The sequence below is a fragment of the Parvularcula sp. LCG005 genome (assembly GCF_032930845.1).
In the GTDB taxonomy this organism is placed as follows: domain Bacteria; phylum Pseudomonadota; class Alphaproteobacteria; order Caulobacterales; family Parvularculaceae; genus Parvularcula.
In genome coordinates this window covers 1,604,470-1,620,616 of record NZ_CP136758.1, presented here as the reverse complement: position 1 = coordinate 1,620,616, position 16,147 = coordinate 1,604,470, and the positions used below count along the sequence as shown (strand labels likewise).

Genomic DNA, 16,147 nt, shown 5'->3' with positions numbered 1-16,147 from the left:
GAAAAACGGTCACCTAAGAAGGGTGACCGATTTTCTCTCCATCGCTGCCGACCTGTCGGCTGACAGCCCCGATGCGGCGCTTCCCGTGGAAGGGTGGCACCCGGACCATTGCGGGATGATGGACCTTGTCATCAAATCCGATGGCATGTGGATCCACGAGGGCTCGCCCATCGGACGGCCCGCCCTGATCCGCCTGTTTTCCCGCGTCCTGCGGAAAGATGACGACGGCTACGTTCTCGTCACGCCGGCCGAAAAACTGACGATTGCGGTTGAAGATGTGCCGTTCCTCATTGTCGATGTGGAACGCGATGATGCCGGATGTCTGCAGGTACGCACCAATGTCGGCGACATGTTCACAATCGGTGAGGCGCATCCGATCAGCGTGCGGCCGGGCCCGGACGGGACCGCTGTGCCCTATGCGATCGTCCGTGGACGGCTTGAAGCACGGTTCAACCGGACCGCCTATTATCAACTTGTCGAAATGGCAGAGCAGAATGGCGATGAACTGGTCGTTCACAGTGGCTCTTCGCGCTTTTCGCTGGGGGATTTTCAGTGAACGACCTGCCAGCCGACTGGCTCGACCGATTGCGGCGAATGGACAGGTCGCCCACCGCGCTGGCCGAGCGGAAGCTGTTTCAGGAGTTGAACCCCGATCTGGCGCATACGCCGATTCTCAGCCAGCCGCCGTCAAAGCCCCGACCGGCATCTGTTCTGATCCCCATTCTCAATCGATCCGAAGGGCCGACGATCCTCTTTACCGTCCGCGCACCGACCATGCCGTCCCACGCGGGACAGATCAGCCTGCCCGGCGGCGGACCGAAACCGCCGGATGCGACGCCGGTCGATACCGCCCTGCGTGAAGCGTCGGAGGAGGTTGGCCTCTCTGCCGCTCATGTAGAAGTGGTCGCACAGTTCGCGCCGCATCATGGCGGGCTTGGCTATCGGGTCACGCCAGTGGTGGGTTGGGTCGCCGATGTGCCAGATCTGATCGCCTGTGACCGCGAAGTGTCCGCCATGTTCGAGGTGCCGCTCCTGCACATCCTCAACCGGGAGCAGCATATCGTCGAGACGCGGAATGCGGCGGGGACGGATTATCAGATGTATGCGGTGCCCTACGATACGGGCGAGGAAGTGCATCACATCTGGGGCCTGACCGCAGGCATCCTGCACACGCTGGCCTTGGCGTTTGAGGAAGAAGCCGATGGATAGCCGCTTTGACTGGATCAAGACGCCCGGCACATCACGGCTGATGGGCGTCCTGAATGAGATTGGCGAGGCCCGCTTCGTGGGCGGCTGCGTGCGCGACAGCCTGCTGGGGGTCCCGCCGGGGCATGCCGGGCGTACCGACATCGATATCGCCACGACGACAGAACCCGGTGTCGTGATGAAGGCGCTGGAGAAGGCGCGAATCCGCGTTATCCCCACGGGAATTGAGCACGGCACGGTGACGGCGATCATCGACCGGGTGCCCTATGAGATCACGACCTTGCGCTCTGACGTCACGACCGATGGTCGGCGGGCCATTGTTGCCTTTACCACCGACTGGCGTGCCGATGCCCTGCGACGGGATTTCACGATCAATGCGCTTTACCTGTCCGTTGACGGAACGGTTTACGATGATGTCGGTGGGCAGACGGACCTGGCCGCGGGTGTCGTGCGGTTCATCGGCGTCGCGGAAGACCGTTTGCGCGAAGATTTTTTGCGCATTCTGCGGTTCCTGCGCTTTACGGCGCGGTTCTCGGACCAGCTTGATGAGACAGGGTGGGCGGCCTGCGTCGCCTGTCGCGACGGTCTCGACCGTCTGTCCAAAGAGCGGATCTGGTCGGAAATCTCGAAACTGTTTGCGACCGCCCGAGCGCCAATGGTGCTGCAGGCGGCCATCGCTGATGGCGTGCTCAGCCATGTCGTTGAGCAGAAGGGACATGTCGACCATTTCAGGCGTGTGCACGCGGCCGTTGATGGGCGGGTGAGCCCCGGGCTGGGGGTTGCCGCGCTGTGGCAGGGGCTGCCGCGCCGCGCCCTTCAGGCCGCCTTCAAACCATCGAATGAGCTTTTGGACCAGGTGGCGTCCATCGAGATGGCGGCTGGGGAACTGGCGCGCTCAATGCCAGTTCGGCACGTGCTCTATCGCCATGGTCGCGATGTGACGCGGGACGCCGCGCTCGTTCAGTCGGCCCGAACCGGTCAGCCTACCGACGCACAGGTCGCCCGTGAGATCGAGAAATGGCCGATCCCCGCGCTGCCGCTGAGCGGTAAGGATTTTGTGGCCGCCGGGCTGGCGCCGGGGCCACTCGTCGGTCAGGCGGTCAGCCAGTTCGAAAGGGACTGGATTGCCGCCGATTTTCCTTCGGAACCTGATACGATCAGTCGTCTAATGAATAGCGTGATCCGCCGATTGGCCTGAAATGCGCTGCCCGCCGGAAGGGGGCAATGGGAGACCAGCAGATCGCTTTGGCAATGTCGATGATCCGCACACTGCGCCGTGACAGTACCTCACCGCGTTGGCGCCAGACCGACGCAATGCCGCCATAGCCTGCCAGCATTCCCTTGAGATAGGCGTTGCCGTGCCCCAGCATGTAAGATCGCACGAGGAAGCCCAAGGTGAAGAAGATGTTCAGTGGCACAACAATGGGCAGAAGGGCCAGCGGCGTGTTCTTGATAACCGTCCACTGACGGTTCCGGATGCCGTGATAGACGGTAAAGTCACTGTACCGCCCCGTGATGCCGGACCCCTCATGGGCGACAATCGCATCGTGAACGAGAACCGCCCGACCGCCGTAGAGGCGATGGCGATAGCCGAAATCCACATCCTCGTGGTAGCAGAAAAACGAAGTGTCCAGACCACCGTGCAGCAGGAATGTCTCACGATGGACCATGGTCGCCGCGAAACACGCACAGAAAATTTCCACATCCTCGGTCGGCGCAGTCAGCGCAGACTGGTCGAAACCGCCACGCCACGCCACGCCTGAGATATGATAGACATCGCCGAGGCCATCCAGCTTCGCCGGGTTGTCGGCAATCGTCTGTACCGAGCCGAGAACGGTTTCCTGCCCGTAGAGCTCGGTTGCCCTGAACAGCGTCGCGAGCCAGTCGGGGGCGGGATAGGCATCGGGGTTGAGAATGGCGAGCCATTCCGCCTTGGTTTCAGAAACCGCGGCCATGATGCCGCCGGCAAAGCCGAGATTTTCAGGGCACCGATAAATGGAGACGTTCAGTGATGACGGCACGGGAATGCTCGCGCTGCCATCCGTAGACGCATTGTCCCAGACGATAACGTCAAAGCCCTGCGTCGACTGGGACTGCAGCGCGGCATAGATCGTCGACAGGCGGTCGCCGCTATTGAAGTTGATGATGATGACGGTGGCGCGAGGCGTGTTTTCGTTCTCGGCGTCCCGCGAAGGCGACTGGATCAATTTGTTTTTTTCTTGTTGCCGAAGAGGGAGTTGAGGCCCTGTTCGATCAGTTCGTCCTTGGCGGATTTTTCGTCAGCCTCAGCCTCAGTATCCTCGGCGGCAGCATCAGGATCAGCATCTTCGCCGGTGGCTTCATCGACAGTATCGCCGTCTTCCACGGTTTCTTTCTTGCCGCCGAGAAGCCGTCCGAGTTCCTCGCGTCCCTTGTTGCGCAGGGCGTCCTCGACCGTTTCGTCTTCGCCGACACCGATGCCACCCTTGTTCAGCAACTGCTTTACCTGACCGCTTGCCACGCCCTTGATCAGCGGTGCCGCATCAACGCCGACTTTCGGGCTGTTGAAGCTGCCGGAAATCTGAATGGGCACGGGCAGGGCGCGCAGCGCCTCCCCATCGACGGCGGAAACTGTCGGTGTCAGGCGCATCTCGACCGATTGTGCCGGCAGGTTGATGACGGCATCACCGGCCACTTCAAAATACGGACCAACGAGGCGCAGGGTCTTCGACGTCACAATGCCATTGGCAATACCGACATCCACCAGCAGATCGGAGAAATCCGTTTCCTCCGCCGGGCCCCGTGCGGTCGAGCCGATATTGGCAAAGGTCGAGGTCAGGGTGGCTGCGTTCAGGCCGCCATCGCGCAATGACGTGTACGCCTGCATCGCCGATCGGGCGACTTTGCCCAGATTGAAACCCTGGATCTGGCCATCTGCAAGATCCGTGGTCAGCGTGCCCGACAGATTGTTGACCCACTCTGCCTGACTGCGGCCTTGGGTCTTCACATCGATATTGACGCCACCGGTCGCGTTCAGGCGGCTGACCGCCAGCAACTCCTTGGCCAGTGTCCCGACATTCACGTCGGTCAGATTGAACTTCGCCCCCAGCGACGGACGTGTTGCGGCGAAATTCGCCGTCATCGTCCCCGTGCCGGTCCCGCCATAGAGGACCATCTGGTCGATATTGGCGAGCAGATTGCCGTTCTGCAGTTTCACGCGCAGCTGGCTGTTGTCCACCTGCACACTGGGCAGGATGATCTGATCAGCGATGAAGGACAGTTGGGCATCGATCGCCGTCAGGGCGCTGAAGTCCATTGGCTCCGTGGACCATTCAGGGAAAGCGCCGCCTTCCTTGGCGTCCTTCATGCCTTCCGGCTCAGCGGGAAGATAAGGCGTCAGGTCGAGCGTTCCGACCGTCAGCTCGCCGGTCACCGCAGGTCGCTCACCGGCGAGGTCAATCGACACACTGCCGGTGCCCTTGATGTCATCAAAGGTCAGTTCTGTGCCGGTCCCGAACAGCACTTTTTCTGACGTGCCCTGAACCGGGCCTTTCAACCGCAGTTTTTCAAAACCATTATCGGTGTCAATCGACGCGCCAACGAGCTGCATCAGGGCGCGCAGGGCAGGGACGTCGACGTCGAGGTCGCCATTGAAAGCGAGGGTGTCGGACAGGTTCAGTCGCGTGTCGACGGTGTTCGGGCCCAGCTTCATGTCGAGGTCGAGGGTCGCCTCGCCCTGATCCGTGAACTGGCGCGGGGTTGTGAAGATGGCTTTGACGCTGGAGGCTTCGCCCTGAACGTCCATCGTCCCGTCGATGCTCAGGGGCTCATCCAAGCTTTCCATGGTGATCTGGATGTCGGCGTTTTCGGCCTGATAGGTCTCGCCCGTGCCGCCATCGTAGGCGATCCGGCCATTGTTGATGTTGATGGTGCCAAGCTGCACATCGTTCAGGCCACTGCCGTCACTCTCCTCGGCCGGGGCGCTTTCGCCACTGCCCAGCATCCAGTTTGCGTTACCCGCTGCATCGGACTGCAGGTTCACGTCCGGCGAATCGAGGTCGAACTGTGTGATCTCAACCCGGCTGCTGAATAGCGGAAAGAGCTTCACGCCGATCCGGGCCTCGTCGACCTTGACGAGATAGGGCGCAGAAAAGCCCTCCGCATTGGCGACGGTCAGGCCGCGCACGGTCAGCTTGGTGGGCAGGATCGAGATCTTGGGGGCCCCGTCAATTGTCACTTCGCGTCCCAGAGCCGCGCTTGCCTTCGCCTCGACCTGCGCTTCCAGCTTATCGGCCGGGATAAAGACGGGCAGCAGGAAGACGAGGGCAACGAGCAGGACAACAACGCCTGCAAGAATGATGAGAAGGCGGCGCATGGCTTGTCCTAGCTGGCGTTCAGGCGGGCAGCGGTCGCCGCGGCGACCAGCTCCTCGGCAATGGCTTCGGCATCGTCGGGTTCAAAATCGAGAGGCAGATCAACAGTCTCCGACGAAATATAGATACGGACCATGCCCCGATCGGTTGCCCCGATCTGGATGTCAGCTTCTTCATCGGATGGCGTGTTCAGCCCCATGTGATCGTACTCCGGCGTCTTTGTGTAATGCGCTCCATATAGCGTGGTTTGGCGCGGACGCACGTCCAGATCGGCAGAAATATGATAGGGTAAAGAAACTTCGGCCGTGACGGGGCCCATCCTTATTCATGCCAAGATTTTCACGTAAGGAACGCTTGTCCCCGACGGGAAAACCCTGCGATAACGGCGCAAATGACGAGAACTGTGTAGCTCATGTCTGATCAGAACAACGAAACACCTCGCTATGTCCTTGGCGGCGCCGATCCCCTGGTAAAGGATCCTGACGACCATCAGGAAAAATCGGGCGGTTTCCCTTGGGGCATTATCTGGAAGTCCATGGCCGCGCTGACGGTTCTGGGGCTGGTCGTTGCCGTGGCCGGGGCGATCTACGCGTTCAACTACATGAACAGTCTCAAGCCGGACCTGCCGGACTACACGGTGCTGGAGGAATACCAGCCGGCCGTGACCACCCGGGTCCATGCCGGTGACGGGACGCTGGTCGCTGAATTTGCGCGCGAACGGCGCCTGTTCGTGCCGATCGAAACGATCCCGGATTCCGTCAAGCAGGCATTCATCTCTGCGGAAGACAAGAATTTCTACGAGCATCACGGCCTTGATTATCGCGGCATCATCCGCGCCGGGAGGAACAACATCATCGACAAGCTGCGCGGGCGCAGCGGGCCCATGGAAGGCGCGTCGACCATCACCCAGCAGGTGGCGAAGAACTTCCTTCTGACATCGGACCAGAAGTTCGAGCGGAAGGCGAAAGAAGCCCTGATCGCCATGCGGATGGAGAAGGCCTTTACCAAGGACCACATCCTCGAGCTGTATCTGAACGAAATTTATCTCGGCAACCGCTCCTATGGTGTGGCAGCCGCGGCGCTGAACTACTTCGGCAAGCCGTTGACGGAACTCGAACCCAATGAGGCCGCCTATCTCGCCGTGCTGCCCAAGGCGCCGAGCAATTATCACCCGATCCGGAATCACGACCGTGCCCTGGCGCGTCGGAACTGGATCCTGAACCGGATGTTCGAAGACGGGTTCCTGTCCGAAGAGCAGCTTGCCACGGAGCAGGCCAAGCCGCTGAACGCGCAGATCGCACCACCGCTGGGCGCACGGTCATCGGATTCCCGTTATTTTGCTGAGGAAGTGCGTCGTCAGATCGCCGTTCTTTATGGCGTTGAGGCTCTTTACGATGGCGGCCTGTCGGTACGGACAACCCTCGACCCGAAACTGCAGGAAGTCGCGCAGTTCGCCTTCCGCAAATGGCTGGCAGAATATGACCGGCGTCATGGCTGGCGCGGGGCGCTGGCCAATATTCCGCTGCCGTCGGATCTGAATGCCCGTGTCGACAGTGACAGCCGCGGTGAAGAAGAACCGCCCTATGTCTGGCAGGATGCGCTGCAGGCGCAGATGCGGACGCTTTATGATGAGCGCAAGGCATCCGATGACCTTGAGCCCTGGATCCCGGCCTTGGTGCTGGGCGTCGAGGATGAGCGTGCGCAGGTCGGCCTGATCGACGGCCGGACCGTGATCGTGCCTCTGGCGCAGATGGAATGGGCGCGCGAATATGGCGATGCCGACCATATGGGCCCTGAGATCACGACCGCGAAGCAGGTTCTCGGCACGGGCGATGTGATCTATGTCGAAGAGCTGGGCGGCGAAGAGAACAAGACGTTCGCGCTGCGCCAGATCCCGGCGGTGAATGGCGCCTTCGTCGCGATTGATCCGCATACGGGCCGCGTGCTGGCCATGGTGGGCGGTTTCTCGTTCGGCATGAACGAATATAACCGCGCTACGCAAGCCTGGCGCCAGCCGGGCTCGACGTTCAAGCCGTTCGTCTACGCCGCTGCCCTTGATGCGGGCTACACGCCGTCTTCGATCGTGCTCGACGCCCCCTTTGTTGCGCCGGGCCTGAACGGTGAATGGTGGAAGCCAGGCAACTATGTGCAGGGGCGCTTCTACGGCGAATCGACGCTGCGCCTCGGGATCGAGAAATCCCGGAACACCATGACCGCGCGTCTGGCCCAGGATATCGGTATCGGCCGGATCATTGACTATGCCGAACGGTTCGGTGTGTCCGAAACCCTGCCCCGAGAACTGGCTATCAGCCTCGGCGCCGGGGAGACGACCCTCATGCGTCTGACCACGGCCTATGCCCAGTTCGTGAACGGCGGCAAACGGATTGAGCCCTTCGTGATTGACCGTGTTCAGGACCGCTCAGGCGATACGATCTACGCCCGCGACGACCGCATGTGTTACGACTGTAACGTCGATGAATGGGATGAGCAGTCCGAGCCTCGTCTTGCCGATGAGCGCGAAAATGTCATTGATGCGCGTACGGCCTATCAGATGGTGTCGATTCTTGAGGGCGTCATCGATCGTGGGACGGGCTCCAAAATCAACCAGCTTGCGGATCCCAGTCTGCCGCTAGCGGGTAAAACGGGGACGACGGATGATTACCGTGACGCCTGGTTCGTCGGGTTCTCCCCCGACCTCGCTGCGGGCGTCTATGTGGGCTTCGACACGCCATCGACGCTGGGTGGCGGTGAGGGCGGCGGCAATGTCGCCGCGCCGATCTTTGGCGAGTTCATGGGCCGCGTCCTGCCGGGCCGTGATGTGGTGCCATTCCGCGCACCATCGGGGATCCGTCTTGTCCGTGTGAACTCCAAAACCGGCAAGCCGACGACACCGGGCGATCCAAACGTCATCCTGGAAGCCTTTAAAGCGGAAGACGATATTTACGGCTCCAACCGGTTCTCGACCGACGCCTCCCCTAGCAATGCAGGCCGCGGCGATGAAGGCATTGCCGACGATCTGGGCGGTATCTACTAGGGCGTGACACCATATATTGGCTGCGCGGGGCCGATGGCATTGCGCGGTCAAGTTCATCGCCCCACAGGAACCTCTTAGTGTCGTCCGCATCCGCCATAATCGACGAGTTGAAGGCCGCTTTTCCTGCCATTCGAGAGCGGCGCTTTGAGCCTCTAGTAAATAGTCTTCAGGGTGATGAACCGGCGCAGGTCGAAGCAGATTTCTCTGACAAAGATGACTGGACCAAATTGTCGCCCAGCTGGTTGGATAGGGTGCCAGATGGACTTGGGTCCGCGCTGAGCTTTCTCAGCAATGAGGCAATTCGCTTCTACATTCCGGCCTTCATGGCCGCAGACTTGGCCGGTGCACTACATCGTGTCGACCCGGCTTTCCACCTCGTCCACGGCTTTGACGACAAATCTCGCCGTCGGAAAATTCGGGCCGATAAAAGAGAGACGTGGGGAGACGTTGCATGCGCTTGTTGGGATCGTCTTGCGCAGGATCAGGTGTGTGCCATCGTGCACTACCTCGAATGGCGGGTGGAGAGAGACGGCACAGATATCGAGCACCGCGTCGTCGAGGCACTGGCAGCCTATTGGTATCCCCGTGCCGCGGGCCATTGGCCAGATTTTTCAGATTCGTGTGTCATTCATTGAGATCGACACAAGCCGATGTCACCCGACGAACTTGAAACGCGTGTCATCGAGTTATTCTTAGAATAGCTGAGGGCCATCCGCCGTGTCGTTATCGTGTGCGGTAGATCAGGGACAGTTGGCGGGCTTTTATGCCTCCCGTTTCAGCCGCTGGAGAACCTCATCCAACGCAGAGAGAAAGCGCGACCGGTCTTCCTTGCGGAAGGGCGGCGGACCCCCAAGCTGATCACCGCCGCCGCGCAGATCGGCCATGATCGCGCGGGTAGCAAGCGCGGTGCCGATCGTATCGGTAGTGAAGGGCTTTCCATTAGGGGCCAGGACGGCAGCAGCATTCGCCTTCAGGCATCGATCCGCCAGCGGAATATCGGACGTGATCACCACATCGGCCGGGGTGACCAGGTCGGCAATCCGGTCGTCGGCAGCATCAAACCCGTCACTGACCACCTCAATCGACACAAGACCGCCGGTGGGGATGCGCATCCATGAATTGCTGACCAGTTTGACCGGCACCCCAAGCCGCGTCGCCACGCGGTAGATTTCGTCCTTCACCGGACACGCATCGGCATCAACGAGAATCAAGGGCATTCCTCCGTCACGGCGCATTGGGGGGCGGCCTAGACGCTGGGGGCAATAAGCTCAATGACCCCGCTGGCACCCTTGCCTTGGCGCGGGAAAATGCCTAATCCACGCGCTTCCCCAAGGAGAGCTTGATGAGAGCAGAAATTCTTCATGACGCTGAGCAGGTGAGGCAATCGCTGTCCCTGCTGAGGAGGCGTCTTTGACTGGGACGTCGCAAACGCCCGTCTTCAGGAACTGAACGAAAAAGCAGAGGATCCAAACCTCTGGAACGACCCCCAGGCCGCCCAGAAGCTGATGCAGGAGCGGACCTATCTCGATGGCCAGATCAAGGCGCTGACCGGCATCCAGAGTGAGCTGGATGATGCCCTAGAGCTCGGTGAGATGGCTGAAGAAGAAGGGGACAACGACACTATCGACGATATTCAGGCGACCATGGCGGAGCTGCGCGAGCGCGCGGGCCGTGCGGAGCTTGAAGCGCTGCTGTCCGGCGAGGCCGATGGCAATGACACCTATGTCGAGATCCATTCCGGCGCTGGCGGGACAGAGAGTAACGACTGGGCGTCGATGCTGCTGCGCATGTACACCCGCTGGGCCCAGAAGAGCGGCTACAAGGTCGAGGTAATCGAAGAGCAGTCAGGTGACGAAGCGGGCATCAAATCCGCCACGCTGCTGATCAAGGGCCAGAACGCCTATGGCTGGCTGAAGACCGAGGCGGGCGTGCATCGCCTGGTGCGGATCAGCCCGTTCGATTCCAATGCCAAGCGGCACACGTCGTTTTCGTCCGTCTGGATCTATCCCGTTATCGACGATCAGATCGAGATCGAGATCGATGAGAGCGATTGTCGGGTGGATACCTTCCGCGCGTCGGGCGCCGGCGGTCAGCACGTGAATACGACGGACAGTGCCGTGCGCATCACGCACCAGCCCACGGGTATCGTGGTGCAGTGCCAGTCCGAACGCTCCCAGCACAAGAACCGCGCGACCGCATGGAACATGCTGCGTGCGCGTCTGTACGAGCTGGAACTGCAAAAGCGGGAGGAAGAGGCGAATGCCGCCGCGGCCTCCAAGACAGATATCGGCTGGGGCCACCAGATTCGCTCCTACGTCCTGCAGCCCTATCAGATGGTCAAGGACCTGCGCACCGGTGTTGAAAGCCCGTCTCCGGATGTCGTGCTGGATGGCGGACTGGACGAGTTCATGGGCGCGGCCCTGGCGCAGCGGGTTGGTGGCGGGGACTAGTGCAGTTGCCGCTCGACGGCGCTGCCCATCATTGTCACGGTGATACGCAATTCAACAGGAGAGAGCGATGCATTCTGGAAGCTGCCATTGCGGTGCCGTCAAGTTCAAGGTCGATGCCGCGTTCGACAGTGCCATCACTTGCAACTGTTCCATCTGCGACAGGAAAGGGACGGTGCTGGCCTTTATCCCGGGTAACGCGTTTACACTGGTGTCAGGCGATGGCGCCCTGACGGACTAACAGTTCGGCAAGAAGCACATTCACCACACGTTCTGTTCGACATGCGGTGTGACGGCGTTCGGTCATGGGGCGGCCCCCGACGGTTCAGAGATGTATGCTGTCAATCTTCGCTGTGTCGAGGATCTGGACTGGCGGAATGTTCCGACCCAGGAATATGACGGGAAAAGCCTTTAGATAGACGGGTTCAGCCCGGCGCACTTCGGCGTGTGAACTTGCAGATAAAGTCTCATCCTGCAGGCTGCCACCAGCGTCTTCGGCAACAAAGGCCACCAGAAACAAAAAAGCCGCCGGGGTGACCCAGCGGCTTTTTCGATTCAGTTGAATGAGCGCTTAGCGCTCTTCCTCGTCATTGCCGCCGCCACCGACGACGCTGGAGAAGTCATCATCTTCTTCATCATCATCGTCGAGCAGCGAATCATCGTCGTCGAGATCCACGTCGATATCGTCGATGTCGCTCAGATCATCTTCGTCCTCGGTGTCATCATCGTCATCTTCATCCGCATCTTCGTCGCTGTCGTCAGCGGCTTTCTTGCGCTTGGACTTCGCAGGCGTGTTCTCTTCATCGGCCGCATCGAGGCTGGTCGCGAGATCATCCTCGTCGTCCAGTTCGTCCTCGTCATCATCCAGCTCGTCAGGCTCTGCCTTCTTGGCCGGTTTAGCGGTTTCCTCATCGGCGCGGCTGCGGCGCGGCTTCAGAATCACTTCCGGCGTGAATTCATGGGCGCATTTGGGGCAGACCGCGGGGTCTTTCTTCAGATCGTAGAATCGCGCGCCGCAATTGGGGCAGTCGCGTTTTATGCCTAGCTCTTCGTTTGCCACAGATTATCTCGTGTTTGGTTTGGGGGAAAAGATGAGGGAGGGCCCATCTGACCCGAAAGAAGCGGTGTTGCCAGAGCAAAACGGTGCTGTCAAAACGCCGCGCCCAATAAAATCAGCGGAGCGCCCATGTCAGTCCCTCTTATCGCCCGGCCATCAAGCCGTTTGAACGGCAATATCACAGTCCCCGGCGATAAGTCGATTTCTCACCGCGCGCTGATTTTCGGCGCTCTGGCTGAGGGGACGACGACCATTTCCGGTCTTCTTGAAGCCGATGACGTTCTGCGGACCGCAGCTGCCGTCCGGGCGCTGGGCGCCAGTGTTGAGCGCGAGGGCGAGGGATGGGTTGTGACGGGGAAGCCATGGAGCACGCCCGAGCGCGATATTTATTGCGGCAATGCCGGGACCGGCGTTCGCCTGCTCATGGGCGCTGTCGGCGGGCAGGGGGTCGCAGCCAGTTTTGATGGCGACCGTTCCTTGCGGGGTCGGCCCATGGGCCGCATTCTCGACCCCCTTGCAGAGATGGGCGTCGCATCGGAGTCCAACGACGGCTTCCTGCCGGTCTCGCTCAAGGCAGGTGCCGTGAAGGCGATTCGCTATCGGCTGCCCAAACCGTCCGCCCAGATCAAATCCGCCGTCATGCTGGCCGCTCTCGGCGCAGATGGCGAGACCGTGATCGAGGAGCCGGTCCTGTCGCGCGATCACACGGAACGCATGCTGCCCGCCTTCGGTGTCCCTGTTGGCATTCGCGAGGTGGATGCCGGGCGGGAGCTGTCCATCAAGGGCCCCGTCAAGCTCAAGGCCACCCATGTGGCCGTGCCAGCGGATCCGTCCTCGGCAGCCTTTCCGATCGCTGCGGCACTCGTCACCAAAGAGTCGGACGTCACGATCAGCGGTGTGCTGATGAATCCGCAGCGTGATGGTCTGGTCGTCACCCTTCTGGAGATGGGCGCAGATATCACGATCACCAACAAGCGTGAGGCGGGCGGCGAGCCTGTTGCCGACCTCGTGGTGAAATCGGGCAGCCTGAAAGGCGTCAACGTGCCCTCCTTGCGTGCGCCATCAATGATCGACGAATACCCGATCCTGGCGGTCGTGGCGGCGTTCGCCGAGGGCACAACCCGGATGGAAGGCCTCGGTGAACTGCGGGTCAAGGAAAGCGATCGCCTCGCGGCGACGGAGGCTTTGCTGAAAGCCAATGGCGTCACCTGCCGGTCGGGTGCCGACTGGCTCGAGGTGGATGGCGGACCTGTCCCTGGCGGCGGGGTCGTGATGACTCATGATGATCACCGCATCGCGATGTCAGCGCTTGTCCTCGGTCTCGGCGCCGATGTCCCCGTGCAGATCGACGATGGCGAGATGATCGGCACGTCCTTCACCGGTTTCACGGATCTGATGAAGTCGATCGGGGCGAATGTATCGCAGGCCCTTTAGCCGCCGTGGCTATTTGAACGTTGGTAGTTGGGCGGGAACCCTGTAAGACAGACAGGTGGCCAGCCCTGTCGATAACAGCTTCCTCCTCCAGGCAACGATTTATCTCGGGGCCACGGCGATTGCCGTGCCGATTTTCAAGAAGCTGAAGCTGGGAACGATCCTCGGGTTTCTCGCCGCCGGTATCCTCATGGGGCCGTCGGGCCTGAACTGGCTGCGACAGGAAGACGAGGTCTTTCACGTGGCGGAACTGGGCGTCGTCCTGTTCCTGTTTGTCATCGGATTGGAACTGAGCTTCCGGCGCCTCTGGTCACTGCGCCGAACCATCTTTGGCCTTGGCCTGTTACAGATGGCGGTGACCGGCCTCGCAATCGCCGTGGGTTTTGAATACTTCGGGCTGATGTCGCGGGGACCGGCGCTGGTGGCCGGCTTTGCGCTCGCCTGTTCCTCCACGGCATTTGCCCTCAGCCTGCTGGAGGAGCGCCGTGAGCTGAATACAGCCTACGGAACAAAAGCGTTCTCTGTCCTGCTGTTTCAGGATCTGGCCGTCATTCCGCTTCTGGCGGCGGTGCCATTGGTCGCCCGCATGTCGGCCGGGGCCGAAGAAGCGGTCCAGTTTGAATGGGAAGCGATCGCTGCCGCTGCCGGCTGCATCATTGCCATTGTGGTTCTCGGCCGATTTGTCCTGAACTGGTTCTTCCGCCTGGTCGCGGTGTCCGGTTCACGGGAAGCCTTTACGGCCGCTGCGCTCTTCGTGGTGGCGGGCACTTCGATCCTGATGGTCGAGGTCGGCCTGTCCATGGCGCTCGGCGCATTCCTCGCCGGTGTTCTGCTGGCAGAAAGCGCGTTCCGGCACCAGATCGAGGCGGATATTGAACCCTTCCGCGAATTGCTCCTAGGGCTCTTCTTCATCGGCGTGGGGATGCAACTCGACCTCGACGTCGTGTGGCAATATTGGTGGATTGTTCTTGCCGGGGCGGGCGGTCTGATCCTGCTTAAGATGGCGATCATCTACGGGCTGGCCCGACTGTTCCGGTCAAACCATTCCAATGCGCTGAAAGCGGCCGCTTTTCTGTGCCAGGGCGGTGAGTTCGGCTTCGTGGTCTTCAGTCTTGGGGTCGGGCGGGGCATTTTCGAGACCGAAGTGGCCACCGTCATGTCCGGTATTATCACCCTGTCCATGATGGTCACGCCCGTCATCGTCATTCTTGCCCAGCGCATGGTCGGGCGAGAGAAGGCAGGCGCCGTGCCCGGCATCGAGGATATCGATCAGGACGGATCGGTGCTGATCGTCGGCTTCGGGCGGATTGGCCAGATGGTGAACCAGATCCTGCACAGCTCCAACGTGGCGGTAACAGCCATCGACAATAATCCACGGCGCATCGAAATCGCCGCGCAGTTCGGCAACAGAGTCTATTTCGGCGATGGCAGTGACGTGAACCTGCTCGTGCAGGCAGGCGCCACCAAGGTGGACGCGGTCGTGTTCTGCATCAGCGCGCGGGACAAACTCAAACCGACGATCCAGGCCCTGCGTGAGCGCTGTCCGAAAGTCCGTATCCTGACCCGGGTGCATGACCGGATCCATGAGATGGAGCTCATGGATGTCGAAGTGGACTACGTTGTCCGCGAGATGCTGGAATCGAGTATCGTCCTGGCGCAGAAGACCCTGAGCTATCTTGGCTTCTCCGATCACATGATCTCCGAAATCACGGCCGAATATCGTGAAAGGGACCGCGACCGCCTGCTCGCCCAGCGCGCCGAAGGCATACACGCGAAGAAGGAAATCATCACCAAGCCGTTCAAGGCCGTTGATCGCAAGAGCGACGAGGCGGAAGCCTGATGGCCAGTTTCGCCCTGACCTATATCGGCCTGCTTGGCATCATTCTGTTCCGCTACGTGCTGGTGGCCGGACTGTTCTGGAAGGCCGTCTGGGGACGTCCGGCGCACAAGGTCGGCGGCACGCAGCTCGCCAAGGCCGCGCCGACGGGGCAGACCATGTGGCGCGAGGCCCGTACCTCCATGGCCGTATCGCTCATCTACGCCCTGCCAGCGGCGATCCTGATCGAAAGCTGGAAGCGGGGCGGAACGGCGATTTACGAGGGCGTGCCGGGCCTTGTCGACTGGCTGTGGATGCCTGTCAGCGTGCTGATCTATCTGGTCCTGCACGACGCCTATTTTTACTGGACGCACCGGATGATGCATCATCCACGGCTCTACAAGGCGACGCACCACACCCACCATCTGTCGAAACAGCCAACGCCGTGGGCCGCATTCGCCTTCAGCCCATGGGAGGCGGCGATTTCCGCGCCCTTCATTCCGCTGCTGGCATTTATCATCCCGATCCATATCGGCGCGTTCCTGTTCCTGCTGACGCTGATGACGTTCAATTCCGTCGCCAACCATTCAGGGTGGGAAATCTTGCCGCGGCGGTTTCTTGATGGCCCGGTCGGGCGGCATTTGATTACGGCGCGGCATCACAACCTCCACCACACCCGGTTCAAGCGGAATTATGGCCTCTATTTCCGCTGGTGGGACCACTGGATGGGCACCGATGACATGTCGGGCGATCCGATGGGGAGGTCGGCCTCTTAGTGAAATTGATATGCTTCCTATTTCTCCT

The 16,147-nt window shown here is 60.8% G+C and carries 15 protein-coding genes; 10 read left to right on the top strand and 5 right to left on the bottom strand.

Annotation, left to right across the window (positions count from 1 at the left end):
• Positions 1 to 22: 22 nt before the first annotated feature.
• The 3 genes from RUI03_RS07660 to RUI03_RS07650 are packed head-to-tail and all read left to right on the top strand — an operon-like array spanning position 23 to position 2,404.
• Positions 23 to 556: a DUF1285 domain-containing protein gene (locus tag RUI03_RS07660; RefSeq protein ID WP_317286868.1), complete on the top strand. Its 534-nt coding sequence runs from the start codon at positions 23 to 25 to the stop codon at positions 554 to 556.
• Positions 553 to 1,209, top strand: a complete 657-nt coding sequence (locus RUI03_RS07655) for a CoA pyrophosphatase (RefSeq protein WP_317286867.1) — start codon at positions 553 to 555, stop codon at positions 1,207 to 1,209. Before RUI03_RS07660 ends, RUI03_RS07655 begins: the two co-directional genes overlap by 4 nt.
• Positions 1,202 to 2,404: a CCA tRNA nucleotidyltransferase gene (locus RUI03_RS07650; protein ID WP_317286866.1), complete on the top strand. Its 1,203-nt coding sequence runs from the start codon at positions 1,202 to 1,204 to the stop codon at positions 2,402 to 2,404. Before RUI03_RS07655 ends, RUI03_RS07650 begins: the two co-directional genes overlap by 8 nt.
• Here the strand turns inward: RUI03_RS07650 and RUI03_RS07645 are convergent.
• The 3 genes from RUI03_RS07645 to RUI03_RS07635 are packed head-to-tail and all read right to left on the bottom strand — an operon-like array spanning position 2,364 to position 5,757.
• A complete protein-coding gene (locus RUI03_RS07645; RefSeq protein WP_317286865.1) occupies positions 2,364 to 3,413 on the bottom strand; it encodes a glycosyltransferase family 2 protein in 1,050 nt (349 codons plus the stop codon). The genes RUI03_RS07650 and RUI03_RS07645 overlap by 41 nt on opposite strands.
• Entirely contained in the window at positions 3,410 to 5,560 is a 2,151-nt protein-coding gene (locus RUI03_RS07640) for an AsmA family protein (RefSeq protein ID WP_317286864.1), read from the bottom strand. Before RUI03_RS07640 ends, RUI03_RS07645 begins: the two co-directional genes overlap by 4 nt.
• Positions 5,561 to 5,568: 8 nt before the next feature.
• Positions 5,569 to 5,757 (bottom strand): DUF6324 family protein, encoded by a 189-nt coding sequence (locus tag RUI03_RS07635; RefSeq protein ID WP_317286863.1) that lies wholly within the window; start codon positions 5,755 to 5,757, stop codon positions 5,569 to 5,571.
• Positions 5,758 to 5,970: 213 nt separating this feature from the next.
• Between RUI03_RS07635 and RUI03_RS07630 the strand changes: the two genes are divergently transcribed.
• Together RUI03_RS07630 and RUI03_RS07625 are read left to right on the top strand one after the other, a co-directional pair.
• The gene (locus tag RUI03_RS07630) at positions 5,971 to 8,592 is read left to right on the top strand and encodes a penicillin-binding protein 1A (protein WP_317286862.1); all 2,622 of its coding nucleotides are present in this window, start codon (positions 5,971 to 5,973) and stop codon (positions 8,590 to 8,592) included.
• A 77-nt stretch (positions 8,593 to 8,669) separates the two neighbouring features.
• On the top strand, positions 8,670 to 9,227 hold the full coding sequence (locus tag RUI03_RS07625; protein WP_317286861.1) for a DUF6714 family protein: 558 nt from the start codon (positions 8,670 to 8,672) through the stop codon (positions 9,225 to 9,227).
• Between the two features lie 126 nt (positions 9,228 to 9,353).
• Here the strand turns inward: RUI03_RS07625 and RUI03_RS07620 are convergent, their stop codons facing one another.
• Positions 9,354 to 9,809 carry a YaiI/YqxD family protein gene (locus tag RUI03_RS07620; RefSeq protein ID WP_317286860.1) on the bottom strand — a complete coding sequence of 152 codons (456 nt, stop codon included), beginning with the start codon at positions 9,807 to 9,809 and terminating at the stop codon, positions 9,354 to 9,356.
• Positions 9,810 to 9,934: 125 nt separating this feature from the next.
• Here RUI03_RS07620 and prfB point away from each other — a divergent pair.
• A protein-coding gene (gene prfB / locus RUI03_RS07615; protein WP_317286859.1) for a peptide chain release factor 2 occupies positions 9,935 to 11,042 on the top strand; the annotation gives its coding sequence in 2 pieces (ribosomal slippage) (positions 9,935 to 10,003 and positions 10,005 to 11,042; 1,107 coding nt in all).
• Positions 11,043 to 11,109: 67 nt separating this feature from the next.
• Positions 11,110 to 11,280 carry a hypothetical protein gene (locus tag RUI03_RS07610; RefSeq protein ID WP_317286858.1) on the top strand — a complete coding sequence of 57 codons (171 nt, stop codon included), beginning with the start codon at positions 11,110 to 11,112 and terminating at the stop codon, positions 11,278 to 11,280.
• Positions 11,281 to 11,610: 330 nt separating this feature from the next.
• Here RUI03_RS07610 and RUI03_RS07605 read toward each other — a convergent pair whose 3' ends face one another.
• Complete coding sequence (locus tag RUI03_RS07605; RefSeq protein ID WP_317286857.1) at positions 11,611 to 12,099, bottom strand: TIGR02300 family protein; 489 nt, start codon at positions 12,097 to 12,099, stop codon at positions 11,611 to 11,613.
• A gap of 126 nt (positions 12,100 to 12,225) precedes the next feature.
• Here RUI03_RS07605 and aroA point away from each other — a divergent pair, with 126 nt between their 5' ends.
• The 3 genes from aroA to RUI03_RS07590 are packed head-to-tail and all read left to right on the top strand — an operon-like array spanning position 12,226 to position 16,119.
• Positions 12,226 to 13,530, top strand: coding sequence for a 3-phosphoshikimate 1-carboxyvinyltransferase (aroA, locus tag RUI03_RS07600; RefSeq protein WP_317286856.1), 1,305 nt, complete (start codon positions 12,226 to 12,228; stop codon positions 13,528 to 13,530).
• Between the two features lie 55 nt (positions 13,531 to 13,585).
• Positions 13,586 to 15,367 (top strand): monovalent cation:proton antiporter-2 (CPA2) family protein, encoded by a 1,782-nt coding sequence (locus RUI03_RS07595; RefSeq protein WP_317286855.1) that lies wholly within the window; start codon positions 13,586 to 13,588, stop codon positions 15,365 to 15,367.
• Positions 15,367 to 16,119, top strand: coding sequence for a sterol desaturase family protein (locus RUI03_RS07590; RefSeq protein ID WP_317286854.1), 753 nt, complete (start codon positions 15,367 to 15,369; stop codon positions 16,117 to 16,119). The genes RUI03_RS07595 and RUI03_RS07590 overlap by 1 nt, the downstream gene beginning before the upstream one ends.
• The last annotated feature ends 28 nt before the right edge of the window (positions 16,120 to 16,147 follow it).